19 protein-coding genes and 1 pseudogene are annotated in these 25,474 nt (G+C 68.7%); 15 read left to right on the top strand and 5 right to left on the bottom strand.

Features of this window, described 5'->3' with window-relative positions; genetic code table 11:
• Positions 1–29: 29 nt before the first annotated feature.
• Together AC1Z3O_RS32410 and AC1Z3O_RS32405 are read right to left on the bottom strand one after the other, a co-directional pair.
• Positions 30–1,187: a porin gene (locus tag AC1Z3O_RS32410; protein WP_483521038.1), complete on the bottom strand. Its 1,158-nt coding sequence runs from the start codon at positions 1,185–1,187 to the stop codon at positions 30–32.
• A 108-nt stretch (positions 1,188–1,295) separates the two neighbouring features.
• Positions 1,296–3,254, bottom strand: a complete 1,959-nt coding sequence (locus AC1Z3O_RS32405; protein WP_483521036.1) for a glycoside hydrolase family 5 protein — start codon at positions 3,252–3,254, stop codon at positions 1,296–1,298.
• Positions 3,255–3,403: 149 nt separating this feature from the next.
• On the opposite strand from AC1Z3O_RS32405, the gene AC1Z3O_RS32400 reads away from it, so the two are divergent.
• The 8 genes from AC1Z3O_RS32400 to AC1Z3O_RS32365 all read left to right on the top strand — a co-directional run bounded on the left by AC1Z3O_RS32400 (position 3,404) and on the right by AC1Z3O_RS32365 (position 14,851).
• The gene (locus tag AC1Z3O_RS32400; protein ID WP_483521034.1) at positions 3,404–4,015 is read left to right on the top strand and encodes a TetR/AcrR family transcriptional regulator; all 612 of its coding nucleotides are present in this window, start codon (positions 3,404–3,406) and stop codon (positions 4,013–4,015) included.
• 131 nt (positions 4,016–4,146) lie between these two features.
• Entirely contained in the window at positions 4,147–5,616 is a 1,470-nt protein-coding gene (locus tag AC1Z3O_RS32395; protein ID WP_483521033.1) for an MFS transporter, read from the top strand.
• Between the two features lie 30 nt (positions 5,617–5,646).
• A complete protein-coding gene (locus AC1Z3O_RS32390) occupies positions 5,647–7,182 on the top strand; it encodes a sulfatase family protein (RefSeq protein WP_483521032.1) in 1,536 nt (511 codons plus the stop codon).
• 97 nt (positions 7,183–7,279) lie between these two features.
• Positions 7,280–8,470: a formylglycine-generating enzyme family protein gene (locus AC1Z3O_RS32385; protein WP_483522112.1), complete on the top strand. Its 1,191-nt coding sequence runs from the start codon at positions 7,280–7,282 to the stop codon at positions 8,468–8,470.
• A gap of 86 nt (positions 8,471–8,556) precedes the next feature.
• On the top strand, positions 8,557–10,383 hold the full coding sequence (locus AC1Z3O_RS32380) for a sulfatase family protein (protein WP_483521030.1): 1,827 nt from the start codon (positions 8,557–8,559) through the stop codon (positions 10,381–10,383).
• Between the two features lie 48 nt (positions 10,384–10,431).
• Complete coding sequence (locus tag AC1Z3O_RS32375; protein WP_483521028.1) at positions 10,432–11,946, top strand: sulfatase family protein; 1,515 nt, start codon at positions 10,432–10,434, stop codon at positions 11,944–11,946.
• 314 nt (positions 11,947–12,260) lie between these two features.
• On the top strand, positions 12,261–13,838 hold the full coding sequence (locus tag AC1Z3O_RS32370; protein ID WP_483521026.1) for a sulfatase-like hydrolase/transferase: 1,578 nt from the start codon (positions 12,261–12,263) through the stop codon (positions 13,836–13,838).
• Between the two features lie 11 nt (positions 13,839–13,849).
• The gene (locus AC1Z3O_RS32365) at positions 13,850–14,851 is read left to right on the top strand and encodes an alpha/beta hydrolase (RefSeq protein ID WP_483521024.1); all 1,002 of its coding nucleotides are present in this window, start codon (positions 13,850–13,852) and stop codon (positions 14,849–14,851) included.
• A gap of 110 nt (positions 14,852–14,961) precedes the next feature.
• Here AC1Z3O_RS32365 and AC1Z3O_RS32360 read toward each other — a convergent pair whose 3' ends face one another.
• Positions 14,962–15,792: an HpcH/HpaI aldolase/citrate lyase family protein gene (locus AC1Z3O_RS32360; RefSeq protein WP_483521023.1), complete on the bottom strand. Its 831-nt coding sequence runs from the start codon at positions 15,790–15,792 to the stop codon at positions 14,962–14,964.
• A 10-nt stretch (positions 15,793–15,802) separates the two neighbouring features.
• Positions 15,803–16,975: a CaiB/BaiF CoA transferase family protein gene (locus tag AC1Z3O_RS32355; RefSeq protein WP_483521022.1), complete on the bottom strand. Its 1,173-nt coding sequence runs from the start codon at positions 16,973–16,975 to the stop codon at positions 15,803–15,805.
• Between the two features lie 194 nt (positions 16,976–17,169).
• Between AC1Z3O_RS32355 and AC1Z3O_RS32350 the strand changes: the two genes are divergently transcribed.
• Positions 17,170–18,171: a LysR substrate-binding domain-containing protein gene (locus AC1Z3O_RS32350; protein ID WP_483521020.1), complete on the top strand. Its 1,002-nt coding sequence runs from the start codon at positions 17,170–17,172 to the stop codon at positions 18,169–18,171.
• Positions 18,172–18,287: 116 nt separating this feature from the next.
• A pseudogene (locus tag AC1Z3O_RS32345) lies at positions 18,288–19,261 on the top strand (Bug family tripartite tricarboxylate transporter substrate binding protein).
• Here the strand turns inward: AC1Z3O_RS32345 and AC1Z3O_RS32340 are convergent.
• Positions 19,233–20,582 (bottom strand): MFS transporter, encoded by a 1,350-nt coding sequence (locus tag AC1Z3O_RS32340; protein WP_483521019.1) that lies wholly within the window; start codon positions 20,580–20,582, stop codon positions 19,233–19,235. The pseudogene AC1Z3O_RS32345 and the gene AC1Z3O_RS32340 sit on opposite strands and share 29 nt — an antisense overlap.
• Positions 20,583–20,688: 106 nt before the next feature.
• Between AC1Z3O_RS32340 and AC1Z3O_RS32335 the strand changes: the two genes are divergently transcribed.
• From AC1Z3O_RS32335 to AC1Z3O_RS32315, 5 genes are all read left to right on the top strand, one after another.
• A complete protein-coding gene (locus tag AC1Z3O_RS32335) occupies positions 20,689–21,618 on the top strand; it encodes a LysR substrate-binding domain-containing protein (RefSeq protein ID WP_483521017.1) in 930 nt (309 codons plus the stop codon).
• Between the two features lie 83 nt (positions 21,619–21,701).
• Entirely contained in the window at positions 21,702–22,283 is a 582-nt protein-coding gene (locus AC1Z3O_RS32330) for a TetR/AcrR family transcriptional regulator (protein ID WP_483521016.1), read from the top strand.
• A 68-nt stretch (positions 22,284–22,351) separates the two neighbouring features.
• Positions 22,352–23,533, top strand: coding sequence for an MFS transporter (locus tag AC1Z3O_RS32325; RefSeq protein ID WP_483521014.1), 1,182 nt, complete (start codon positions 22,352–22,354; stop codon positions 23,531–23,533).
• Between the two features lie 251 nt (positions 23,534–23,784).
• Complete coding sequence (locus tag AC1Z3O_RS32320) at positions 23,785–24,507, top strand: aspartate/glutamate racemase family protein (RefSeq protein WP_483521012.1); 723 nt, start codon at positions 23,785–23,787, stop codon at positions 24,505–24,507.
• Between the two features lie 260 nt (positions 24,508–24,767).
• Positions 24,768–25,472, top strand: coding sequence for a dienelactone hydrolase family protein (locus AC1Z3O_RS32315; protein WP_483521010.1), 705 nt, complete (start codon positions 24,768–24,770; stop codon positions 25,470–25,472).
• Positions 25,473–25,474: the final 2 nt, after the last annotated feature.

Genomic DNA, 25,474 nt, shown 5'->3' with positions numbered 1-25,474 from the left:
GGCCGCCGCTGGCGGGGCGCGGCCCGGGCTCAGAACTTCTGGCGCATGCCGATGGCAACGCCCAGCATGTTGTTCTTGCCGGCACCAAGGAAGTAGCCGCTGACGAAGCCGTTCTGCGAGGTGTCGAGGTTCAGGCCGGCGTTCTTGGCATACGCGGTGGTCAGGTAGATGTCGGTCATCTTGGACAGGTTGTAGTCTGCGATGAAGAGGACCTGCCAGCGATTCTTGGCGTCGACAGCGGGTAGTCTGTTGAGGCTGACATTGGCGAGCCGCACGTCGTCGTAGTAGTACGCCAGGGTCAGGCCAAGCGCGGGCGTGGCCTGGTAGTTGGCACCGACCCAGTAGAAGTTGTCGTGCCAGAGGGTGGCGCCGGAACCGGTCTTGTCCAGGCCCCAGCGATAGCCGCCGACGAACTTGACCGGGCCGGTGCTGTAGCTGCCGCCGATGCCTGCCCGCCTGAAGTTGCCGATGCCGCCTATGGTGGCCAGCGTCGGGCTGTATTGGTCATAGGCGATGCCGATGCCATAGGTATCGCCCAGGTAGTTCAGCGCGGCGCCATAACCGCTGTCGCGGCGGAACTGGCCCGGCGTTTCGCCGGCGCCGAAGACACCGTTGCCGAACGACCAGTGGGCGATAGCGGTCACCGCGCCGAAGCGCGCGCTGTACTTGGCCATATTGTCCGAGCGGCTGCTGAAGCCGCCGAAGGTGGAGCCGGGCTCATACTGGTTGGTATAGAAGGCCGCGGTGAAGTTGGCGAGGCCGTCGTAGATGGAGGTCGTCTGCCGGCCGAAGGAAATGCGGCCGACGCCCTCGCGAGACAGCCCGACCCAGGCATCGCGGCCGAACAGGCGCCCGCCGAAGGCCTGCTGGCCGTTGTCGATGGTGAAGCCGCTGTCCAGCACGAACAGGCCCTTCAGGCCGCCGCCGAGGTCCTCAGTGCCGCGCATGCCGAAGCGCGAGCCGGACAGCCCGCCGGAGTTCATCCGCACCATGTCGTGCCCGGGGCCGGTGGTAAAGCGGTTGGCCGCGCTGGGCACGGTGCTGGAGAAATTGCTGACGTACTCCACGTTGGCGTCGACCACGCCGTACAGCGTGACGCTCGACTGCGCATGCGCGCCGGCCGCGGCCGTGGCCGCCGCAGCGGCCAGCAAGGCCTTGCAGCCCTTGCGTCGTTGAATCCGCTTCATCGTTCTCTTCCTCCTCCTCTGGTGTTTGGCAGGTCTTCCTGCTCGCTGCTGCTGTCCGGTGCGGAGGCCGGCTTGCCACCTAGTGCGCAGGCCGGCGGCTCCAACCGTCTAAGCCTTGCCCGGCGCCGTCTTGCGGCGGCAGGCGATGCGCACCGTGCCAGCCGCGCTGGCCACGAACCGCGCCACGCCAGGGGCTGCGCCGTCCTCGCAGCGGCGGGCCGGGCCGTCGATGACGATCTCCACGCCGGCGGGGAACTGCGACGGCGGCAGCACGAGTTCGGTGGGTGCCGGCACTGCCTCATCGGCCTCGTATTCCAGGACGAAGGTGCCCGCCTCGCGGGAGAACTGCATGGCACGCAGGCGCCCCTGCACGGCGGCGGCGTAGGGCCGGGCGAAGCCGGCGACGGCGCGGCCGCCGGCGTCCGGGTCGAGCGGGTCGTCGATCTGGTCGAGGGAGAAGATCGAGAGGTCTTCCTGGTTCCACTGGTCGCCGATGCGCAGATCGTTGCGGTTGCCCGCTGTGTAGTTCCATTGCGTGGCGCTCAGCAGCAGCGTATCCAGGGCCTCGTACATCAGTTCGAGCGCCTGCGTGTGCGGCCCGAAGACATCGCGCCGGCCCGCGGCCCATGCCACATAGGCCTGGCCATTGTCCAGGTCGTAGGGGATGCCGAATTCGCCGATCAGCGTGGGTGCGCCACCGGGGAAGTCGCGCGCCGCTGCCTTGAGGCGGGCCAGCTGCCGCACATAGCGTTCACGCAATGCGGCGGGGCCGTCGGCGCGCTCGCCCGTGAGCGGGTCGACGCTGGCGTGCGGATCGAAGGTCTTGGTGAGAAGCAGGGCCAGGTCGTACCAATGGCTCGCATTGACCGATTGCTCGGGCATGCGGGCGGGAAAGCGGCGGCCGCCGATGGTGCCCATCGGGTCCATCTCGGCCATCAGGAGCCAGTCTTCGCGGTGGCGGCGCACGCGCGCTGCCGCCGCAGTGAAGAACGGCGCGAAGACGTCTTCGGAGATGTCCAGTGCGCGGCCGTCGATGGCCTGGAAGGCCTGCTCCGCGAGGGGCACGAGTTCACCGTCCTCGACGCGGTAGATGCCGGCGCGCTCGAACGGACACGCAGCGCCGTCGCGCCAGATGGAGCGGCCAGCGGCATTGAGCAGGCGCGAGGTGGCGGCATCGCGCGGCGCGGCGCCCCGGGGCACCAGCGGCACTTCCGTCGGCTTGCCGCGGGCGATCGCCAGCGCCGCCAGCGGGGAGAGCGCCGGACCAGGCATGGGCGAGCCGTCGCGAGCCGACAGCGCTTGGCCGAGCCAGCCCAGTCCGGGTTCGTTGAGGACGTCGAAGCCGATCACGTGGGGCAGGTCGCGCACGCGCCGCGCGACCTGCTCCACCGCATCTAAGAAGCGGCCTTGCAGGTAGTCCTGGACGTTCTGCCCTTGCACGTGGAAGTCCGGCGTCACCGTGCGGCCGGCCCAGAAGAGCGTCCACATGATGGCATTGGCCGGCAGGCGGTAGTTCAGCGGCCAGCTCATCTGTGGATAGCCGGGCTGGTGCGGGTTCTCGTCGGCGCAGCGGAAGCGGTGCTGCATCACGTGCGCGGCATCGGCGGCGTCGAAGGCGCGGAAGTCCAGGCCGACTGCCTCGAAGGTCCAGCCTGGCGCGCCGTCTCCGCCGCTCATGCGCGACCAGGCGTCCTGGTGGAAGTCGATGAAGACGTAGAAGCCATGTTCCCCCGCCTTGCGGCAGACCTCGGCGAGGTAATCCAGATAGGCCTCGTCATAGCGGCCGGGGCCGGCATGCTCGATCGCCTCCCAGGTAGTGAGCAGGCGCAGGCAGTTGAAGCCCCAGCGGCGCAGGCGCGCCAGGTGCGTGTCCGCCTCGGCCAGGGGGAAGGGCCGGCCGACGAAGGACACCTCACGGTGATCGGCGAAGTCCGTCGGGTACTGCGTGCCGCCGTTCGGGTACGGCACCTTGCTGTCTCCGCCGAGGTTGACGCCTCGCAGCAGCACATGGCGGCCATGCGCGTCGACGAAGCGGTCGGACTGGATGTGTAAGGGGGGCAATGGCATGAGTCTCCTGATCGGCGAGTGTGGAAGCGGCGACACCGCTTTCGATTTATTTACTAACTGACGCGAAGGTTAGTGTATTGGAGTGCGATGCGCACTTGGGGTTTACAATGGGGCACCCACACCTACGGCCATCAGACAGGAGACATCCGGTGAAACCCAAGAGAAGGAGCGAGAGCCGCACGTCCAACGCCGATATGACGGCACAGACGAAGGCCAGGATCCTCGAAGCGGCGACGCAGTGCCTGGCGGAACTGGGCTATGCCGGCACCACGATGTCTGAGATCGCGGAGCGCGTCGGCGTGACGCGTGCGGCGCTCATTTACCACTTCGACAGTAAGCACGCCTTGATGGTGGCGGTGATGAACGCACTCTACGACGAGATGGCGGCGCGCTATGCGGCGACGGCGCCGGCCTTTCTCGCGCCCAGGGAGCGCTTGCTGGCCGTGATGGATACGATGGGCAACCATGCCTCGTCGCTGAACCAGATGGCCCTGATCGAGCTGCTGCTCGCGGCGCGGCGAGATCCCGAATTCCACGAGCTGGTGGCACCCACTGTTGCGCGGCGCGAAGCCAATTTCGACCGGGCGTGGAGGGACGTGATCGAGAGCTTTCCGAACGTGCCGCGCCTGGAGATGCTGCGTGATCTGGCCGTCACCACACTGCGCGGCGTCACCGTCGGCAGGTCCCTTGGCGACGATCCGCGCTTCGACCGCCAGATCGCGGAACTGCGCCGCCTGTTCCTGGAAGCGATCTCGGAGTAGTCCGCAATTCCTCTCTCGCTGCGCGCCGGGTAGTACCAGCCCGGCGGGTTTCCCCTAGTTGTTCGTAAAAGTTACTTACGTGATAGTTAGTATCATAAATCGAACACAACAACGATAAACGGGAGACCTCCATGCCCACCTCGTCCGACTCCACGCTGCCGCAGCAGGTGCCGGCAGCGCCGGCAGCCGCGCCAGGCGCAGCGCCGTCCGCAAGCGGCCGGACCCCGCTCGCCTGGCGCTACCGCCTGGGCTACGGTGTCGGCGACTTCGGCTGCAATCTTTATTGGCAGGCGATCTCGATGTTCCTGTACTTCTACTACACGGACGTGCTGGGCATCGCGCCGGCGCTGGCCGGCCTGTCGATCGCCATGGCCTCGGCGTATGACGCGCTGGCCGATCCGCTCATGGGCTCGATCGTCGATCGTTCACGCTCGCGCGGCGGCCGCTACCGGTCCTACATGCTGTTCGGCGCGGTGCCGCTGGCGCTCAGCTTTGCCGCCATGTTCTACGTGCCGCCAGGCAGCGGGACGGCCTTGCTCGTCTACGCGACGCTGTCCCACATCCTGATGCGCACGTTCTACACCGTGGTCAATCTTCCCTATCTCGCCATGAGCGCGAGCCTGACCTCCGATGCCGGCGAGCGCGCCGCGCTGGCCGGCGTGCGCATGATGTTTGCCGCCGTGGCGGGCATGTCGATCGCGCTGATGCTGCCGAAGGGGGTGGCGGCGCTGACAGGCAGGGTGGCTCAGCCCTATTTCATTGTGGCCATCCTCATCGGACTCGTGGCGACGCTGATGATCTTCCTGTGTGTGCGCCATACGCGCGAGACCCCGCACGACGGGCTGCAGGCGGCCGGCGCTGCCTCGCCGCCGCGCTCGTCCGCCCTCGTCGGCGTACTGCGCGACTTCAGCGGGTTCTGGCGCACGCTGCGCACCAACGGCCCGATGGCGCGCGTGCTGGGCACCATCGTGGTCGCCGCGGTGGCGCTGACGATGTTCAACAAATGCCTGCTGTACTGGTTCAAGTATGGTCTGCAGCGCCCTGACATGGCGCCGCTCGCGCTGATGCTGGGCGTGGTGACGCTGGTGCTGCTGGCGCCGTTCTGGGTCTGGGTGGCGCAGCGCTACGCGAAGCGCACCGCATGGATGGCGGGCAGCGCGATCGCCGCGGCGGGCTATCTCGGCTTCTGGCTCAACGACGACCCGGCCATGGCGATGCAGCTCGGCTGGATCGCGCTGACCGGCGTGGGCACGGCGAGCTTCGCCGTCAACTACTGGGCCATGCTGCCGGATACGGTGGAATTCAGCGAATGGACGTCCGGCCAACGGGACGAGGCCAAGGTCGCCGGCTTCGCAGCCTTCTCGCACAAGGTGGCGCTGGCCGTCAACGCGGTGCTGCTCGGGCAGGTGCTCGACCGGGCGGGCTTCATCGCCAACCAGCCGCTGGGCGTATCGACGCTCGCCAGCATCAAGGCGGCCATGTGCCTGATTCCGCTGGCCGGCGTGCTGTGCTCGGTCGTGCTGCTGTGGAAGTACCCGATCACGCCGGCCTTCCACCGCCGCATGGTGGAGGAAATCGCGCAGCGGCGCCGGCAGCGCTGAAGGATCTGAACATCGCAACCCTGAGAAACCATGCGTCTCCTCTACATCGATATCGATACCCTGCGGCCGGATCACCTCGGCTGCTATGGCTACCCGCGCAAGACCAGTCCCAATATCGACCGGCTGGCCGCGCAGAGCCTGCTGTTCCGCAACGTGCATGCATCCGACACGCCTTGCCTGCCGAGCCGCACCGCGCTGCTGACAGGCCGCTTCGGCATCCACAACGGCGTGGTCAATCACGGGGGCGTTGACGCGGACCCCGTGATCGGCGGGCCCGACCGTAAGTTCTGGTCTAGCCTGCAACTGGAGAGCTTTCCGTTCCAGTTGCAGCAGGCGGGGCTGCGCACGGTCAGCATCAGCTCCTTCGCCCAGCGGCACTCCGCCTTCCAGTGGTACGCGGGCTTCGATGAGGCCTACAACGTCGGCAAGTTCGGCCTGGAGACCGCGGACGAGGTCTTCGCCATCGCCTCGGACTGGCTGGCGCGGCATGGCAAGGAAGACAACTGGTTCCTGCACGTGCATATGTGGGATCCCCACACGCCGTACCGGGCCGCCGCCGAGTACGGCGATCCCTTTGCCGCCGAGCCGCTGCCGGCCTGGCTCACCGAGGCGGTGCGCGCGGGCCACTGGCAGGGCTGCGGCCCGCACAGCGCGCGCGAGTGCACGGGCTTCGCCCCGAATGCCATGGCGCGCGCGCGCTTTCCCCGGCAGCCGCAGGAGATCCCGGACATGGCGGCGGTGCGTGCCATGTTCGATGGCTATGACACCGGCATCCTGGTGGCGGACGACCACGTCGGCAAGCTCATGGCGCAGCTCGGCGAGCTCGGCGTGGACGAGGGCACGGCGGTGATGCTGTCCTCGGATCACGGCGAAACGCTGGGCGAGCTCAACGTCTATGGCGATCACCAGACCGCAGACCAGTTCACCACCCGCGTGCCGATGCTGCTCAGGTGGCCTGGCCTCGGCCCCGGCGAGCGCAGCGCCTTCCACTACCAGATCGACGTGACGGCGACGGTGCTGGAACTGCTCGGCCAGGCCGTGCCGCAAGGCTGGGACGGCACCTCCTTCGCCGCGAGCCTGCGGGCAGGCGAGGACGCAGGCCGCGATCACCTGATCGTCTCCCAAGGCGCATGGACCTGCCAGCGCGGCGTGCGCTTCGGCGACTGGATGCTGATCGGCACCCTGCACGATGGCTACCATCTCTTTGACGATGTGATGCTGTTTGATCTGGCCGCCGATCCGCATGAGCAGAACAACCTGGCCGCTGCGCGCCCCGATGTGGTCGCGCAGGGTATGGCCTTGCTGGAGGGCTGGCTCGCCGAGATGATGCCCGGCGCGGCGCGCGGCCGCGACCCACTCGCCAATGTGGTGGACGAAGGCGGCCCCTTCCATGTGCGCGGAGAATTGCCGACCTACCTGGAGCGCCTGCGCGCGACGGGTCGCGGCGACAAGGCCGACGCGCTCGCGCGCAAGCACGTTCGGGACCTGGCGCGCGCGCCGGTGAACGCGGCGCCTGCGGCGCCTCCCGCCCATGTGCTGCGCGCCATGATGGGCGCGAGGCGCTAGCGCATGACGTGCAGGCATGGTCCGGCAATGGCGACAACCAGGGCAATGACAAAAGCAGAAATAGAAGCAATCGAGCAAGAGGTTCGCTGACGTGAAAATTTCCAGACATGGCTACCGTACCGGGGCGCTTTCGGCGCTTGCGCTTGTGTCTGCCGCCGCGGTCGGCCTGGCGCTCGCCTGGGTCCCGCGCGCGGGCAGCCAGTCCGACCCGCAGGCCGGCGCGAAGCCTGCGCCGGCCATCGTGCTGGGCGACGGCGTTGTCGGCCCGCAAGGCATGGCCTGGATTCCCGGCGGGTCCTTCATGATGGGCAGCGACCACGAACTCGCTCAGCCCAATGAGCGCCCGGCGCACAAGGTGCGCGTGCACGGCTTCTGGATGGCCCGCCATCACGTGACCAATGCCGAGTTCCGCGCCTTCGTGGCGGCGACCGGCTACGTCACCACCGCCGAGAAGAAGCCTGACTGGGAGACGATCAAGGTGCAGGTGCCGCCGGGCACGCCGCGCCCGCCTGACGGCGCGCTGGTGCCGGGTGCCATGGTCTTCGTCGGCACCGATCGGCCGGTGCCATTGCGGGACTACTCGCGCTGGTGGCGTTTCGTACCCGGCGCGGACTGGCGCCATCCGGACGGTCCCGGCAGCTCCATCGACGGCAAGGACGATCATCCCGTAGTGCAGGTGTCATACGAAGATGCTCAGGCCTATGCCAAGTGGGTTGGCAAACGGCTGCCGACCGAAGCGGAATGGGAGTTCGCCGCGCGTGGCGGCCTGGAGCAGGCCACCTATGCCTGGGGCGATCAGTTCGCGCCCGGCGGCAAGCAGATGGCCAATGTCTGGCAAGGGCGGCAGTCGCAGCCCTTCCCGGTGGTGAGCCCCAAGGCTGGCGGCGCGCTCGGCACGAGCCCGGCCGGGACCTTCCCGGCCAACGGCTACGGCCTCTATGACATGACCGGGAATGCCTGGCAATGGGTGGCCGACTGGTATCGCGCCGACCAGTTCCGGCGCGCCGCGGCGAGCGGGCGCGACGACGCCGACCCGCAGGGTCCGGCCGACAGCTGGGATCCCGCCGAGCCCGGCGTGCCCGCACAGGCGCCGAAGCGGGTGATGCGCGGCGGCTCCTTCCTCTGCAACCAGGACTATTGCCTCAGCTATCGGCCGAGCGCCCGGCAAGGCGCGGACCCCTATTCCAGCATGTCGCACCTGGGCTTCCGCCTGGTGATGGACGCGCAGCAGTGGCAGGCGCAGCAGAAGCTGCAGCCAGTGGCCAAGGCGCCGGCCGCAGGCGGTTAGCGTACGGCCTTCGGCAGGCAAGCGGAGTGGCTGGTGGAATGCACTGGATGAGGCAAGAAGGCAAAGAGGGAGCGAGGAGAATGAACGTGAATGCCAGCAGCAAAGTGAGGATGATGGGTACGGCAACGCTGCGGCGGCTGCGCTGGATGCGGCGCACCGCCGCGCTGCTGCTCGCCCTGCCGGCCGGCCTGCTCCATGCGCAAGTGCCGCAGGACAAACCGAACATCCTGTGGATCACCGTCGAGGACATCACGACCTTCGTCGGCGCCTACGGCGACCGCCAGGCCAGGACGCCGAACATCGACCAGCTGGCAAGAGAAGGTGTGCTCTATACCCACGCCTACCAGGCCGCGGGCGTATGCGCGCCGGCACGCGCCGCCATGATCACCGGCATGTACCCGACCTCGGTGGGCGCGCAACACATGCGCACCGGATCGGGGGAGATACAGACGCCTGGCCGCAATGCCCCGACGCGCCCGGACGGCATTCCCGCCACCTACTCCGTCGTGCTGCCAGAGGAAGTGAAGGCCTTCCCGGAATACCTGCGCAAGGCGGGCTACTACACCACCAACAACCAGAAGCAGGACTACCAGTTCGAAGCGCCGGTGACGGTCTGGGACGAGAACGGCCCGGCCGCCTCCTTCCGCAACCGCCCCAGGGGCAAGCCCTTCTTCTCGGTCTTCAACTTCTTCCTGACCCACGAGTCCATGGTGGCCTTGCGCAAGGACCCGCTGCTGGCGGATCCCGCCCAGGTTCCCGTGCCGCCGATGTATCCCGACACCGCCACCGTGCGCGGCGACATCGCCCGCATGTACACCAATATCGAGCTGATGGACCGCCAGGTCGGCGAGCTGATCCGCATGCTCAAGGACGACGGCCTTTATGACAACACCATCATCTTCTTCTTCGCCGACAACGGCGGCAACCTGCCCTGGATGAAGCGCGAGATCCTGGAGCGTGGCACGCGCGTGCCGCTCATCGTGCGCTTTCCTGGCGCCATGCGCGCGGGCAGCCGCAGCGATGAACTGGTGAGCGGGGTCGACCTGGCGCCGACCGTGCTGTCGCTGGCGGGCGTGCCGGTCCCGTCCTATATGCAGGGCCAGGCCTTCCTTGGGGGGCAGCGCGCAGGCGCTCCGCGGCAGTATGTTTTCGCCGCGCGCGACCGCATGGATACGGAGTACGACCGGGTCCGCATGGTGCGCGACGCGCGCTACCGCTATCTGTACAACTACATGCCGGACAAGCCGTACTACCAGAACCTGAAGTTCCGCCTGATGCTGCCGATGATGCGCGAGTTCCTGGAGCTGAAGGCCGCGGGCAAGCTCGAGCCTGCGGCCGCCGCCTGGTTCAAGACCAAGCCGGTGGAAGAGCTCTATGACGCCGAACAGGATCCGTGGGAGCAGCACAACCTGGCCGACGACCCGAAGTACAAGAACAAGCTCGACGAGCTCAGACATGCGTTCCAGGCGTGGACGGCCAAGGTCGGCGACATGGGGGCGATTCCCGAGCGGGAGATGCTGAAGCGGATGTGGCAGGGCGGCAGCGAGCCGCCCGCGACTGCGATGCCCGAAGTGCGCCAAGCCGACAAGGGTGCGGACGGCGTGCAGATCGCCTGCGCTACGCCCGGCGCCTCCATCGGTTACTGGATCGAGCGACCCGCCGCGATGGCGGCCGCGGCTACGCACGTGGTGCAAAGCTGGGACTATGAGCGCCTGGCCGGCGAGTTGTTTGGGAAAGGCTTTGCAAAGCTGGGCGACAAGCGTCCGGTGCCCCCCACATGGAGCGTCTACGACGGCGAAGTCATTGCACTCCGGCGCGGAGAGATACTCCACGTGCACGCAATGCGCATTGGCTATACGCCGGCCCAAATTGACTACGTCGACGGCAGCGCAACGGTGCGGAAGGCTCCATAGCGTGCGCACATCATTACTCGTACAAGATTGCAAATGTGGAGATCCTTCATGAGCCTGCACGAGCCAATGCGTTGTCGCTACCAATCGGGAGCAAGACGCTTCGGCAGCTATGGCGCCTTTGCGCTGCTGATGCTGCTTCTGGCGCTGCTCAACGCCGTTCCTGTACTTGCGCAGACGCGCTCAGAGCCGTCAGCAGCCAGCCAGTCACCTGCAAGGCGCCCCAATGTCCTGGTCATCGTGGCAGATGATCTGGCATGGCCTGATGTGTCCGCCTATGGGCGCAACGCTGTGCATACGCCGAACATTGACAGGATTGCCCGTCGTGGCGCGGCTTTCTCCAACGGCTATGTCGCGGCTTCCGTCTGTGCGGTATCGCGCGCTGCCCTGCTAACGGGGCGCATGCCGCAGCGCATTGGATTCCACTACAACATCGACGAGGGCGATGCCAATCCCGAACAAGGATTGCCGCTAACGGAAACGACCATCGCCGATCGCTTGAAAGGACACGGCTACCGGACGGCTGCAATCGGGAAATGGCATCTCGGCGTTGCGCCGCAGTTCCATCCGACGAGGCGCGGCTTCGACGAGTTCTATGGCTTCCTTGGCGGCGAGGCTCAGTACGCGGATCCTGGCACGCCAGGAATCGTAACAACGCCATCCAAGCGTGATAAGGCGTTCAAGCGAAATCCTGCCGCGGCTATCGTAATGGGCCCCGATGCCACACCGGTGGGCAACCAACACCGCTACCTCACGGAGGACCTGACCGACAGAGCCGTCGACTACATTGATCGCAACGCCAGCGGCAATGCACCCTTCTTTCTCTATCTGGCCTACAACGCACCGCACTGGCCGTTTCAGGTCCCGCAGAGCTACTACGATCGCTTTGCCGAAATCGAGGACCCGATCCGGCGCACCCAGGTTGCCATGATCTCTGCGCTGGACGATGGTGTCGGGCGAGTCCTGGACGCACTTGAGAGAACGGGCACGCGTGACGACACCCTCGTCGTCTTCATCTCCGACAATGGTTGTCCGTTGCAGCTAGGTGCTTGCGACTGCTCCCATCCGCTAGGCGCGGGGAAGTTTACTTACATCGAAGGTGGCATTCGCGTGCCATTCCTGATCTCCTGGCCGCATGGCATGCCGGCAGTGGGGTTGGTCGATACGCCGGTTTCCAGTCTTGACGTGGTCCCTACGATATTGACGGCCGCTGGCATCGACCTGTCGTCGGCGGAGCCATTGGAGGGGTTGAATTTGGTCGCTGCTGCCCAGGGAAGGACATCCGAGCAGCCGCGTGTGCTTATTTGGGGACAGGACCCAGTGTTTGCCGCACGTGAGGGCAAATGGAAGCTATGGCAATCGATAGCGGGCAACCGGGTCGAACTCTACGACCTGGAGGCCGATCCAGCCGAACTGAAGGACATTTCAAAAGACCACGCCGAGATCGCCCAGCATCTCGTCTCAAAGATCACCGCCTGGCGCGCAACATTGCCGCCGCCGTTATGGCGGCGCCGCTTCGCCAAGCAGTTGCCCTCGTGCAAAAAGGAAACCACATGGGTGTACTGACGCAGCACGCCCTCATCTTCTCGCGGCAGTGACTGCCGACTAACGGAAGTCATCCCGCTCAGGCCGGGCGAGATCTTGCATGTCAACGCGCTGCGCATCGGATTCAAGCCGGCCGCGATCGACTATGCCGACGGCAGGGTGGTATCGCAGGCGGCGAAATAAGACGCCAGCCGCAACGAGGCTGGATTCACTTTGAAAAGACAGGAGATAGGGGACAGCAAATGGAAGCGCGTTACAACACAATTCGGCCCGGGATGACAGGACGCACATGCCTGGCACCGCCAAGCCGTTATGCGGAAGCGGCCGGAAAAGGCATGCCGCGCCTGCGCAAGATGCTATTGTCGATTTTGCCTGGCGCCCTGGTGCTGGCCGTGCCGCTGTCCCAGGCGCAGGCGGCGCCAGACAGCAGCCCGCACTCTAGCCCAAGCACCCGCCCCAACATCATCCTGCTGATCGCCGACGACCTCGGCTGGGGCGATCTCGGCAGCTACGGCCATCCGGTGTTCCGCACGCCCAACCTGGACCGGATGGCCGCCGAAGGCCAGCGCTGGACCAACTTCTACGTCAGCTCGCCGGTCTGCTCGCCCAGCCGCGGCGCCATGCTCACCGGCCGGGTTGAGACCCGTTCCGGCCTGTACGGCGCCCTCAACAGCGTGCAGGTGGAAGGCGATCCCTACGGCTTCCCCGACCGCGAGACCACCGTCGCCAGCCTGCTGCACGACGCCGGCTACGCCACTGCCCTGTTCGGCAAATGGCATCTGGGCGACGCCCCGCGCGCCTATCCGACGCGGCACGGCTTCGATACCTGGTGGGGCATGCCGATGTCGAACGACGCGTATTTCGCCGGCATCCCCGGCGGCGTCAGCATCAAGGAACTGCGCCAGCGCTTCGCCAAGGGCGAGTCGCCCAAGGAACTGTTCGCGCTCTACTACCGGCAAGCGGTCGCGGCCTTCCGCGATCCGAAGAACAGCTACTGGAACTCACCGCTGATCGCCAGCGAGCGGGTCGAGGCCAATGGCAAGACCGACTACCGCGACCGGGTGGTCGAGCGGCCGGTCGAGCAGCCCACCTACAACAAGCGGTTGACCGACCAGGTGGTCGACTTCATCGGCCGCAAGCGCGACCAGCCCTACCTGGCCTGGGTGGGCTACGAGAAGCCCCACCTGCCGCATATGCCGGCCCCCGAGTTCGTCGGCAGCAGCAAGGGCGGCCCGGTGGGCGACGCCATCGCGGAGCTCGACCACAGCGTGGGGCGGGTGCTGGAGGCGGTGCGGCGCAGTCCCGACGCCAAGAACACGCTGGTGGTGTTCGTCAGCGACAACGGCCCCTGGATCCTGTACGAGGAGCTGGTGGGTTCGGCCGGCATGCTGCGCGATGGCAAGGCCTCGACCTATGAGGGCGGCTCGCGCGTGCCGGCCCTGTTCTGGTGGCCGGGCACCATCCGCCCTGCGGTGGTGGACGGCATCGGCGCGACCTATGATTTCCTGCCCACCTTCGCAGCGCTGGCGAAGGCGAAGCTGCCCGATGCCGCCATCGACGGCACGGACCTCGAAAAGACGCTGCGCCAGCAGGCACCGAGCCCGCGCCAGGTGCTGCCCTACTACTACCGCGGCCGCCTGCAGGCCTGGCGCGAGGGCGACTGGAAGGTGAACTTCTACGACGTCAGCGGACGCAATCCGGAGGGCGGCTTGCAAGCCAAAATGGCGAAGCCGACGCTGTACAACCTTGGCCGCGATCCGGGCGAGAGATTCGACAAGGCCGCGAGCGAGCCCGAGATCCTGCAGCGGCTGCAGCAGCATGCCGAGGCATTCGAGCGCGGCATCACGACGGCGGCGCCGGAGTTCGACCGCGTGACAGTCGAGCGGCGCCTGCAGAACGCTGGAGGCAAATGATGCTGCGGCAGATGACGCGTTCACGTGTCGCCGGGGGCCGCCTGGCGGCCTCGGCGCCAAGGGGCGCCACGCCCCGGACTCATCCGCGCGGTGCTGCACGCGCGGTCGCTTCCCTGCTGCTGGTGTCGGCGCTGGCCGGCTGCGGGGCAGCGGCGGGCGGCAAAGCGGGGGCGTCGTCGCTGAGCGCGCTTTCCAGCGAGTTGAGCTGCGTGGGCGCGGGCAGCGCGCCGGCTTCCCTGCCCGGTGCGGCCAGCCGCGTCTACAAGACCGCCTCTGGCCGGGATCTGCGCGTGCACGTGCTGCAGCCGGCCGATGCGTCTGCGCATCGGCCCGCCATCCTGTTCTTCTTCGGAGGAGGCTGGCGCCGGGGGCAGGTCACGCAGTTCCAGGCCCAGGCCGCGGCGGCGGCCGAGCGCGGCTATGTCGCGGTGCTGGCCGACTACCGCGTGGCGTGCCGCGACGGCACGGGTGTGCCCGATGCGGTGGAGGACGCGCGGGACGCCTACGCCTGGCTGCGGCATGCCGCTCCCGGCTTGGGCGTCGATCCCGGCCGCATCGTGCTGGCCGGCGGCTCGGCCGGCGGCCAGCTGGCGCTGGTGACCGCGCTGTCGGCCTCCGCCGAGGCACGTCCTGCCGCGCTGGTCTTGTTCAACCCGGCCGTCGACCTGGTGGCCGCCGCGCCCTGGATCGGAATGCGGCCGGATCAGGCCGCCGGCATCTCGCCCAGCGCCATGCGCCTCGACGCGGCACCGCCCATGCAGCTGTTCCACGGGGACGCCGACCGCATCGTGCCGGTCGATACGGTCCGGGCATTCTGCGGCAAGGTCGTTGCCAAGGCCGGCCGCTGCGATCTGAGGGAGTATTCGGGCGAGGGCCACGGCTTCTTCAACAGCCGCACTAAGGACGCGGCAGGCATCGTGCCGTACGACGACACGCTAAGCAGGACCTTCGCCTTCCTGGACGGACTCGGCCTGCAGCCGTCACGGCCCCTCGCGGCGGGACGGCAGGAGTAGCCCGGCACGTCGCTCAATCCGTCCGAGGCCGCCCAAGGCCCCGCCGATTCCGGCTGGCTTGCGGGGCCTTGGGCGGCATCGGCCCGATGGTCCTCTCGCCAGCACGCTCCTCAATCCAACCGCGCCAGGATCCGCTTCGCCCGTTCCAGCACAGGCCGATCCACCATCTTCCCGTCCACCGCCACCGCCGCCCCCTGCGCCTGCCCCGCGGCCTCGACCACGCGCCGCGCCCATGCGGCCTCTTCTTCGCTCGGTGCCAGCCCCGCATGCACGCCGGCCACCTGCGCCGGATGGATCAGCAGCTTGGCACCGAAGCCGAAGGCCCGCGCGCGGGCGGTGTCGGCGGCCAGCGCGGCGGCGTCGCCCAGGGCGGTGCAGACGCCGTCCACCGGCGGGGGCAGGCCGGCGGCGCGCGAGTGGGCGACGATGCGGCTGCGGAAGTAGTCGAGCGGGGCGCCGTCGTCGGCCACGTCGAGGTCCAGCATCAGGTCGATGCTGCCGAACAGCAGCCGGGCCACGCCGGGCAAGGCGGCGAGTTCGCGTAGCTGGACGAAGCCGGCCGCGGTCTCCAGCAGCGGCAGGCAGGCGGTGTGCGGCAGCGCCTGCCGGAAGGCGCGCACGCCGGCGGGCTCAGCCTTGGGCAGCACGACGCCTTCGGCGCCAGCCGCGCGGCACCAGGCCAGGTCGTCGTGGTGCCACGGCGTGTCGGCGCCGTTGACCCGCACCAGCAGCGGCACCGAGGCGGCTGCGGCCTGTTCGCGCAGCGTGGTCCACTGCGTGGCCAGTGCGGGGCGGGCGGTGTCCTTGTGCTCGGGTGCTACGGCATCCTCGAAGTCGACGATGACGGCGTGGGCGCCGCGGGCGATGGCCTTGCCGATGCGCTCGGGGCGGTCGGCCGGGACGAAGAGATAGCTGCGGGGCAGGCGTGGCTGCTGTGTCATGGCATGCTCCTCAGACGGCGCCGGCGGCGTGCAGGGCCCGCACCTGCTCGGGTGTGCAGCCCAGCTCGGCCAGGATGGCGTCGGTGTGCTGGCCCACGGCGGGCACGGGGTCCATGCGAGCATCCTCGGCGCCGGGCGGGAGCAGGGCGGGCACCCCGCCGGCGGGAGTCTGCACTTCGCGCCAGCGCTGGCGCGCGGCGAGCTGGGGGTGGGCCCAGACGTCGGCCATGGTGTTGACGCGCGCGTTGGCGATGCGCGCCGCCTCCAGGCGGGCGATGACCTGCCCGGCATCCAGCGCGGCGAAGACCTCCACGATGCGCGCGCGCAGCGCTGCGCGGTTGGCGCTGCGCAGGCTGTTGTCGGCGTAGTCGGGGTGGGTGGCCAGGGCGGGATCCTCCAGCACGGTGGCACAAAAGGCGGCCCATTCGCGCTCGTTCTGCAGGCCCACCATCACCGTCTTGCCATCGCCGGTGGGGAAGGGGCCGTAGGGGTAGATGGTGGCGTGCGCGGCGCCGGCGCGCGGCGGCGGCGGGGCGCCGTCGTAGGCGTAGTAGAGCGGGAAGCTCATCCATTCCACGGTGGATTCCAGCATGGAGATGTCGATGCGCTTGCCGCACCCGGTCTGGCCGCGCTCGATCAGCGCGGCGAGGATATTGCTGTAGGCGTACATGCCGGCGGCGATGTCGGATACCGAGGCGCCGGCCTTGACGCCTTCCTCCGGCGTGCCGGTGACGGAGACGAAGCCGGATTCGCTCTGCACCAGCAGGTCGTAGGCCTTCTTGTCGCGATAGGGGCCGTCGGCACCGTAGCCGGAGATGTCGCACACGATCAGGCGCGGGAAGCGCTCGTGCAGGGTGGCGTAGTCCAGCCCCAGGCGCGCGGCGGCGCCGGGCGCGAGGTTCTGCACCAGCACGTCGGCGCCGGCCAGCAGCGTCTGCAGCAGCGGGCCGGCGGCCTCGTGCTTGAGGTCCAGCGTCAGGCTTTCCTTGGAGCGGTTGGTCCAGATGAAATGCGAGGACTGGCCGCGCACGCGGGTGTCGTAGGCGCGGGCAAAATCGCCGGCGCCGGGGCGCTCGATCTTGATCACGCGCGCGCCCAGGTCGGCCAGCTGCCGGGTGCAGAAGGGGGCGGCGATGGCCTGTTCGAGGGAGACGACGGTGATGCCTTGCAGGGGACGGGACATGATTCGGGCTGGTGTCGGGGCGAGGTCGGCCGCTGCGGCGATGCCGGCGCAGCCATGCGTGCCGACAATCTAGCGGCTTTTGTCCGTCGCCGGAAATAGCGAATACGCAGGCGGCCATAAGTAGAATAAATACCTCGGGCTGCGGCCGCAGCCCGCAATGCCGGGGCGATCAGGGAAGACAGGAGCAGTCATCGATGGATATCCGTGCCATGCGTTACTTCGTGGCCATCGTGGACCAGGGCAGCCTTACGCGGGCGGCGGAGGTGGTGTGCGTGGCCCAGCCGGCGCTGAGCCAGCAACTGGCCGCGCTGGAGGCGGAATTCGGCGTGGCGCTGCTGCACCGCGGCGCCAAGGGGGCGAAGCCGACCGAGGCGGGCCGCGCCTTGTACCGCCACGCGCGCGCCATCATCAAGCAAGTGGAGACCGCCGGCGCCGAGGTGCGCGCGGCCGGCGCCGACGTCAGCGGCGCGGTGGCGATCGGCCTGCCCACCACGGCGGCGGCGGCCTTTGGCATGCCGCTGATGCGCGCGGTGCGCGCGCGCTATCCGCGCGTGCGGCTGCAGTTGTTCGAGAGCATGAGCGGCTATATCTCCGAGCTGCTGAATAACGGGCGGCTGGACTTCGCCATCCTCTTCCGCGACACCGCCTCGCGCGCGGTGGAGCCCGAGCCGCTGGCGAGCGAATCGCTCTACCTGATCGGCACGCCGCCGGCAGGCGTGCTCGGTCCGGCGCCGCGCGCGCGGCGGGGCGCAGCCGGCGCCACCGGCACGCAGGCCGCAGAGACGGTGGCGCTCAAGCGCCTGGATGGCGTGCCCCTGGTGCTGCCCAGCGGCGCCCAGGGCCTGCGCGACGTGGTGGAGCGCAGCTTCGCGCGCGCGGGCATGCGTCTGGAGGTGGTTGCGGACCTGGATTCGCTGCCCTTCCTGCTGGCCTCGGCGCGCGAGGGGCTGGCCTGCACCATCCTGCCGGCCTCGTCGGTGGAGGATGCGGCGCCCGCCGTGCCGTGCCGGCTGATCGTGCCGGAGCTGCGGCGCACGCTGTCGCTGTGCTGGCCGCGCGCGCTGCCGCGCACGCATGGCGCCGAGGCGGTGGCGGAGATCCTGCGCGAGCTGGTGGCCGCGCGCATTGCGCAGGGCGGTTCGCTGAAGCCGCCACCCGCTGCCGAGGGCACGTCGCCGGCCGGTGCGGCAGGATAAGTAAAACTTATGCGCGTAGTCATCGATTGAATTTCTCCGGCGCCGGGTTCGCGGGTAGAGTCCCTTCCGATGCGGCGGCGGCATGACCGCGCCGCCCGCTTACCCGAGGAGACACAATGCTACGCACCACCCGTGCGCTGACCGGCCTGGCCGCCGGCCTGGCGCTGTTCGCCGCCGTCGGCCCGGCCCGCGCCGACACCTATCCCAGCAAGCCGATCCAGATGGTGGTGCCGCAGGCGCCCGGCGGCACCAACGACATCGTCGCGCGCCTGGTGGCGGCCGACCTGTCGCAGCGCCTCGGCCGGTGGTGGTGGAGAACCGGCCCGGCGCCGGCGGCAATATCGGCACCCAGTACGCCGCGCGCGCCACGCCGGACGGCTATACGTTGCTGATGACCATCAGCAGTACCCAGGCCATCAACCCGTCGCTCTACCGCCAGGTCCCCTTCGACCCCATCAAGGACTTCGAGCCGATCGCGCCGGTGGCGACCGTGCCCAACGTGCTGGTGGTCAATCCCGTCTTCCCGGCCAAGGACCTGGCCGAGCTGATCAGCATGGCCAAGTCCAAGCCGGACTACTACCGCTTCGCCTCCGCAGGCAACGGCACGCTGAACCACCTGCTGGGCGAGATGCTCAACAGCATGGCCGGCATCAAGCTGGAGCACGTGCCCTACAAGGGCGTGGCGCCGGCGCTGAACGACGTGCTGGGCAACCAGGTGCCGATGGCCTTTGCCAGCCTGCCCTCGGTGCTGCCGCACATCAAGGCGGGCAAGGTGCGCGCGCTGGGCGTGAGCTCGGCCAAGCGCTCGCCGTTCGCGCCGGATATCCCGGCCATCGGCGAGACCGTGCCCGGCTATAGCGGCGACCTGTGGGTGGGCCTGTTCGCCGTCAAGGGCACGCCGCGCGAGGTCACGCAGAAGCTCGCGCAGGCTCTGCAGGCGGCGCTGGCCGACAAGGCCCTGCGCGACAAGCTGGCCGCACAGGGTGCCGAGGTGCTGAGCGGCACGCCGCAGCAGTTCGCCGGCATGCTCAAGGCCGACATCGACAAGTGGGCCAAGATCGTCAAGGCCTCGGGCGCGCAGGTCGACTGAGCCCGGCGGCGGCCGGCGCCGCGAACAGCGGCAGGGCCGCCAGCGCCGCCACGCCCGTGGCGGCCCATACCCCCGGCCAGGCGGCTGCCGCCAGCAGTGGCGGAATGGCCAGCGGGGTGAGGAAGAAGCCGACGTAGACCACGGTATTGGCCATGCCCAGCGCTGTGCCAGCGCGTTGCGCGCCGGCCAGCGTGGCCAGCTCGGCATAGGCCACGCCATGCCATGCCGAGACGCAGATGCCGGCCAGCACCAGTACCAGCGCAAGCAGCGGGGCCAGCAGGGGCGCGCCAGCCGGTCCGATGGCCGCGCTGACCAGTGCCAGCAACAGGAAGGCGCCGACGGCCGCCAGGGCGCTGATGCGCAGATAGCCGCGCCGGTTGCCATGCCGGTCGGTGAAGTGGCCACTCCACACGCGCATCACCATCGCGCCCACCTGTACCGCCACCATGGTGGCCGACATGCCGGCCAGGCCCATGCCGGCGAAATCGTGCAGGAACACCGTGGCGAAGGTCAGCACCGCGAACTGCGGCACGCACAGGATGCCGATGCCCCACACCATGCGCCAGACCGCGGCGTCGCGCAGCGGGCCGCGTCCGGCGCGCGCTTGTGCGCCCGCCGCCCCGGCCGCGGGCGCAGCCGAAGTTTCCGGCGGCTCATGCAACCAGGCCCACGTGAGCAGCGCGGCGAGCCCGCAGGCAAGCGCCAGCACGCCATAGACCCAGCCGAAGCCCTTCACCGAAGCCAGCCAGGGCAACGCCAGCGCGCCCAGCCCGCCACCCAGCGGCACAGCCGTCTGGCGCACGCTCATGGCGAAGCCGCGCTCACCTTCGCGGAACCACCGCATCACGGCGCGCCCGCTGGCGCCATTGACGCTGCCGCCCAGCAGGCCGGCCACCGCCAGTCCGAACATCAACCAGGCCAGCGAAGGGGCAGCGCCGGACGATGGCACCAGCCACAGGGCCATCGCCAGCAGCGTGGCGCCGGTGGCGGCCAAGCCGGCCAGCAGGACCGGTCGGTCGCCGAAGCGGTCGGCCGCCAGCCCCCAGGGCAGTTCCGAGATCGCTACGCCAAGGCCGAGGGCGCCCAGCGCCAGGCCGAGCTGGGCATTGTCGAAGCGGTAGCCGGCGCGCAGCCAGACGGCGGTGGTGGGGATGCCGGCAGCCGCGGCGGAGAAGGCGGCATTGGCTGCCACGCCCACGGTCAGCACTTTCCAGCGGTGAGCGGGGCCGAGGGCACGGTGGGGACGCACCGCTGGCGCCCGCGCGGTGCCCGGTACGGGCTCGCCCGGGCTGCCGAGAACGGAGTCGCAGGGGGTTGGCATGACTGTATTTCCTCGATGCGATTGACGAACCAAGTCTGGCAGCTAGAATTCATCCGGAAAATCGGAAAATATCGAATGCATGGTTCGATAGAACAGGATGATTGAGATGTCGCGTATCCACTTCGACCTGGCCGCGTTGCGCAGCCTCGTGAGCGGGATTGAACTGGGCAGCTTCTCCCGCGCCGCCGACCGCGTGGGCCGCTCCACCTCGGCCGTCAGCGCCCAGATCAAGAAGCTCGAAGAGCAGGCCGGCGTGCCCCTGTTCCGCAAAGAGGGCCGCGGCCTGGCGCTGACCGATGCGGGCGAGGTGATGCTTGGCTACGCACGCCGCCTGCTGGAGCTGAACGACGAGGCCGCCGTCGCCGTGCGCGGTACCGAACTGGACGGCGCCGTGCGCCTGGGCCTGCAGGAGGAATTCGGCGAGGCCATGCTGCCCGAGGTGCTGGGGCGCTTCGCCCGCGCCCACCCGCGCGTGCGCGTGGAAGCGGCGGTGGCGCGCAATGCGGAGTTGCTGGAGCGCATCGCCACCGGCCGGCTGGATCTGGCCCTGATCTGGGACGATGCGGGAGCCGGGGGCTACCGGCAGCAGGCGGCGGGCGGCGCCGAGCGCATCGACGAGGCGCAGATGTGCTGGATTGGCGCCAGCATGCCCGCGTGGCAGCCCGATGCGGGCGAGCCCTTGCCGCTGCTGGCCTTCGACCGGCCCTGCCAGTTCCACGCGGCCGCCACCGCCGCGCTGGACCGTGCCCGCATGCCCTGGCGGGTGGTCTTCACCAGTCCCAGCCTGGCGGGGCTGTGGGCGGCCGCCGCGGCCGGCTTGGGGCTTACGGTGCGCACCCGCTACGGCCTGCCGGGCAACGTCGGCGCGCTCGACGCGGCCGCGCTCGGGTTGCCGGCATTGCCCGCGCTGCCGCTGGCACTGGTGCGGGCCGGCAATAGCCTGCCGCCCGCAGCGGAACGGCTGGCTGCCATCGTGCTGGATGCGTTGCGCGCGCAGCGCGCGCTGGTGCAGAGGCAGCCCCCAATCAATATTTGACCGAACGTTAAAATATAAGCTACATTGCAGCCACCTATGAACATCCGCTGGGCCCCCCCAGCCCCTGGCATCCTGGACACCCCATGAGCGGCAGACCCCGAGAGTTCGACGACGACGCGGTGATCGAGGCGGCGATGGACGTGTTCTGGTCCAACGGCTACGAGGCCACCTCGGCGCAGGAACTGGTCGAATGCACCGGCCTGGGCCGCGGCAGCCTGTACAACGCCTTCGGCAGCAAGCTCGGGCTCTATCACGAGGCGCTGACGCGCTATCAGGAATTGGGCATCCAGGCACAGTCGAGCATCCTCAGCGGCCCCGGCACGGTCAAGGAGCGCCTGCGCGCCCTGATGCAATGGGGTATCGAAGGCGACCTCGATCCGCTCAAGCGCCGGGGTTGCATGGCATTGTTCGCCGTGCTGGAGCGCTCGGGCAAGGATCCGGTGGTCGAACAGATCAGCCGGGTCTATGTGACCCGCCTGGAGCAGGTGCTGTGCCATCTGTTCGCCGTGGGCCAGCGCAATGGCGAGGTGGCCGCGGAGCGCCCGGCGCTGTCGATGGCGCGGGCCTTCCTGAGCAGCTACTACGGCTTGCGGCTGCTGGGGCGCTCCATGCCGGAGCGGGCGTTTCTGGAGGATGTCATGGAGGGCACGCTGGCCCGACTGTGAGTCTGCACAACCGTGTTCGGGCCGCATCGGCCTTTTTATTTTGCCAATTTTGGAATGAACGTTAAAATATGAGCCGACCAACGCCCATCCCCTTCGTCGTCTATCTGCTGGGTTTGACGATCTTTGCCCTGACCACGGCGGAGTTCATGGTGGCGGGCATGATGCCGTCGCTGGCTGCCGCGCTGAACGTCTCCGTGGGCGAGATCGGCCATCTGATTTCGCTGTATGCGCTGGGCATGGCGATCGGCGGCCCGGTGCTGACCGCCTTGCTGCTGGCACGGCGCATGCCCGACAAGCCGGCGCTGCTGTGCTTGCTGCTGCTGTACGTGCTTGGGGCCGTGCAGGCGGCGTCGGCTTCCACCTATGGCGTCATGGCGGTGGGGCGTGTCGTCATGGGCGTCGCCAGTGCCGCATGCTTCGGCGTATCCCTGACCATCTGCGCTGGCCTGGTCGCGCCCGAGACCCGTGGCCGCGCCGTATCCCTGGTGCTGGCGGGCCTGATGCTCGCCCCGGTGTTCGGCGTGCCGGCCACGGCCTTGATCGAGCAACACTACGGCTGGCGCACCAGCTTCTGGACCGTAGCCGTGTTGTCCATGCTCTGCACGGCCGTGGTGGCCTGGCGCCTGCCGGCCCCGAAGGATCAGGGCCGCGTCGGCCTCGGGGCCGAGTTCCGCTCCCTGCGCAATGGCGGGCTGTGGGCGGCCTACGCCACCAGCGCGCTCATCATCGGCGCGACCTTCGCGGCCTTCAACTACTTCTCGCCGATCTTCACCGAAGTGACGGGCTTTCCCGCCAGCGCCATTCCCTGGTTGCTGGTGGTCTATGGCCTTGCCAACGTCGTCGGCAACCTCGTCGTCGGGCGCTTGGCCGACCGGCACACGATGGAGGTGCTGGCGGGTGGCCTGGCAATCCTGGCCTTGGCGCAGGGCGTATTCGCGAGCTTCGCGCACAGCGCCGTCGTCAGCGTGATCGCCTTCCTGGGCATCGGCCTTACCGGGGTGGCGCTCAATCCGGCGATGGTGGCCCGTGTCATGCGCACCGCATCGCCCGGGCCCCTGGTCAACACCATGCACGCTTCGCTGATCACTGCCGGCTTGGCGTTCGGTTCATGGGCCGGGGGTGCAACAATCGATGCCGGCTATGGCCTGCGTTCGCCGCTGTGGGTGGGGCTGGCGCTGGCGGTGGCCGGCCTGCTGAGTCTGGCGCCGTTCATGGCGCGTCGTGTGCGGCAAGCGGTGAGGGCGTCGTAGCTCGGCGTATGGCGTGCTTTCCGCGCTGAAAGCCGCAAGTAGCCGTGCAATGTGATGGGTCCGGCTTGAGCATCGCGGGTCTTCCGGAGATACTCCGGCAGGCGGAGCCGCATGGATTGCGCACATGCGGAACGGGGAAAGGACCATGATGGCGCAGACCGCTCTCATCGGGGACGGCCGCCACGCCTGACAAGCCGGGGCACCCTACGCACCACGGCCAGCGCATCACAGACAGGAGGAAACCCACCGCCATGACGCAGCACATCGGAATCGTCGCCTGCTCCGCCGAGGGCGCAGCGCTCTGCTACCGCACCATCTGCGCCGAAGGCGCCCGCTGGCTGGGCTCCCACGGCCATCCCGAGGTCTCCATGCACACGCATTCCCTGGCCGACTATGTGCGCTGCCTCGATGCGGGCGACCGCCACGGCGTGGCAGAACTGATGCTGTCCTCCGCATACAAGCTGGCCCGCGCCGGCGCCGACTTCCTGATCTGCCCCGACAACACCATCCACCAGGCGCTGCCCGAAGTCCTGCCGCGCTCGCCGCTGCCCTGGCTGCATATCGCCGAGGTGGTGGCCGATGAGGCCGTGGCGCGCGGCTACCGCCGCCTGGGCCTGACCGGCACGCGCTGGCTGGTGGACAGCGAGGTCTATCCGGACGCGCTGGCGGCGCGCGGGCTGGACTGCGTGCGGCCCAGCGCGGAAGAGCGCGACGCGATCGCGCGCATCATCATGGACGAACTGGTGCCGGGGCGCATCGAGCCAGCTTCCGTGGCGGTGTTCCAGCGCGTGATCGCGCGCATGCGCGAGCAAGGCTGCGATGCCGTGGTGCTGGGCTGCACCGAGATCCCGCTGATCATCCACGACGGCAATTCGGCGCTGCCTACGCTGGATTCCACCCGGCTGCTGGCGCGTGCGGCGCTGCGGCGCGCGCTCGAGGCCGCGGCCCAGTCGGGCGCGCCCGGCGGCTCCTGAGGCGTCTCGCCATGCCGGCGCATGCCGCCCTGGTACCGGCCTCGGCTGCGCCCTTCAATGCAGCCCACCCCGCATCCTTCACACCGCCCTCGCCGGACCGTGGCATACAATCACCTGCGCACACGGGCGGCCGCATGGCACGCCGCCGCCCGCGCGCTGCCATTCACATCGCATCGGTATCGATACTGGTATCGATACGGCCCCTGCATCCCATTCATCCATTTCGATCCATTTCGCTAACTCGCTAAAGGAGTGTGACCATGCCGCAAGCCACCGGATCCACGATTGCGTTTCGCCGACCAGACGGCAAAGAACTGAATGGCTACCTCGCGACGCCAGACAAGACCGAGGGCGCGCCCGCGGTGGTGGTCATCCAGGAGTGGTGGGGCCTGAATGACCAGATCCGTGGCGTCGCTGACCGCCTGGCCCGCTGCGGCTACTACGCGCTGGTGCCGGACCTGTACCGCGGCAAGTCCACCGTCGAAGCCGAGGAGGCGCACCATCTGATGAGCGCGCTCGATTTCGGCGACGCTGCCTCGCAGGACATCGGCGGCGCCGTCAGCTACCTAAAGACGCTGACCGACCGCGTCGCCGTCACCGGCTTCTGCATGGGCGGCGCGCTGACGCTGCTGGCGCTGGGCCAGCACGCCGACCTCGCGGCCGGCGTGGCCTGGTATGGCCTGCCGCCGCTGGAGTACATCGACGCCGCCAAGATCAAGGTGCCCGTGATGGGCCACTGGGCCACGCAGGATGCCTTCTTCTCCGCTGAATCGGTGGACGCGCTGGAGGCGAAGCTGAAAGAGGCCGACGTCGACTTCACCTTCCACCGCTACCTCGCCCATCACGCCTTCGCCAACGAGACCGCCGTCGGCCCCGGCCGCCTGCCTGCCACGCAGTTCGATCCGGTCTGGTCCGAGATGGCCTGGGACCGGACGCTGACCTTCCTGGCCCGCACCCTCTACTGAAG

The organism is Cupriavidus sp. 09_S30, from assembly GCF_056930435.1.
The sequence above is the reverse complement of the archived record's forward strand: the minus strand, read 5'-3'. Positions and strand labels throughout refer to the sequence as shown.

Excerpts from the sequence above, each read along its gene's own strand:
- AC1Z3O_RS32410 (WP_483521038.1), bottom strand. The coding sequence starts at position 1,187 with ATGAAGCGGATTCAACGACGCAAGGGCTGCAAGGCCTTGCTGGCCGCT.
- AC1Z3O_RS32405 (WP_483521036.1), bottom strand. The coding sequence starts at position 3,254 with ATGCCATTGCCCCCCTTACACATCCAGTCCGACCGCTTCGTCGACGCG.
- AC1Z3O_RS32395 (WP_483521033.1), top strand. The coding sequence starts at position 4,147 with ATGCCCACCTCGTCCGACTCCACGCTGCCGCAGCAGGTGCCGGCAGCG.
- AC1Z3O_RS32390 (WP_483521032.1), top strand. The coding sequence starts at position 5,647 with ATGCGTCTCCTCTACATCGATATCGATACCCTGCGGCCGGATCACCTC.
- AC1Z3O_RS32375 (WP_483521028.1), top strand. The coding sequence starts at position 10,432 with ATGAGCCTGCACGAGCCAATGCGTTGTCGCTACCAATCGGGAGCAAGA.
- AC1Z3O_RS32370 (WP_483521026.1), top strand. The coding sequence starts at position 12,261 with ATGCCGCGCCTGCGCAAGATGCTATTGTCGATTTTGCCTGGCGCCCTG.
- AC1Z3O_RS32365 (WP_483521024.1), top strand. The coding sequence starts at position 13,850 with ATGACGCGTTCACGTGTCGCCGGGGGCCGCCTGGCGGCCTCGGCGCCA.
- AC1Z3O_RS32360 (WP_483521023.1), bottom strand. The coding sequence starts at position 15,792 with ATGACACAGCAGCCACGCCTGCCCCGCAGCTATCTCTTCGTCCCGGCC.
- AC1Z3O_RS32355 (WP_483521022.1), bottom strand. The coding sequence starts at position 16,975 with ATGTCCCGTCCCCTGCAAGGCATCACCGTCGTCTCCCTCGAACAGGCC.
- AC1Z3O_RS32350 (WP_483521020.1), top strand. The coding sequence starts at position 17,170 with ATGGATATCCGTGCCATGCGTTACTTCGTGGCCATCGTGGACCAGGGC.
- AC1Z3O_RS32340 (WP_483521019.1), bottom strand. The coding sequence starts at position 20,582 with ATGCCAACCCCCTGCGACTCCGTTCTCGGCAGCCCGGGCGAGCCCGTA.
- AC1Z3O_RS32335 (WP_483521017.1), top strand. The coding sequence starts at position 20,689 with ATGTCGCGTATCCACTTCGACCTGGCCGCGTTGCGCAGCCTCGTGAGC.
- AC1Z3O_RS32330 (WP_483521016.1), top strand. The coding sequence starts at position 21,702 with ATGAGCGGCAGACCCCGAGAGTTCGACGACGACGCGGTGATCGAGGCG.
- AC1Z3O_RS32325 (WP_483521014.1), top strand. The coding sequence starts at position 22,352 with ATGAGCCGACCAACGCCCATCCCCTTCGTCGTCTATCTGCTGGGTTTG.
- AC1Z3O_RS32320 (WP_483521012.1), top strand. The coding sequence starts at position 23,785 with ATGACGCAGCACATCGGAATCGTCGCCTGCTCCGCCGAGGGCGCAGCG.
- AC1Z3O_RS32315 (WP_483521010.1), top strand. The coding sequence starts at position 24,768 with ATGCCGCAAGCCACCGGATCCACGATTGCGTTTCGCCGACCAGACGGC.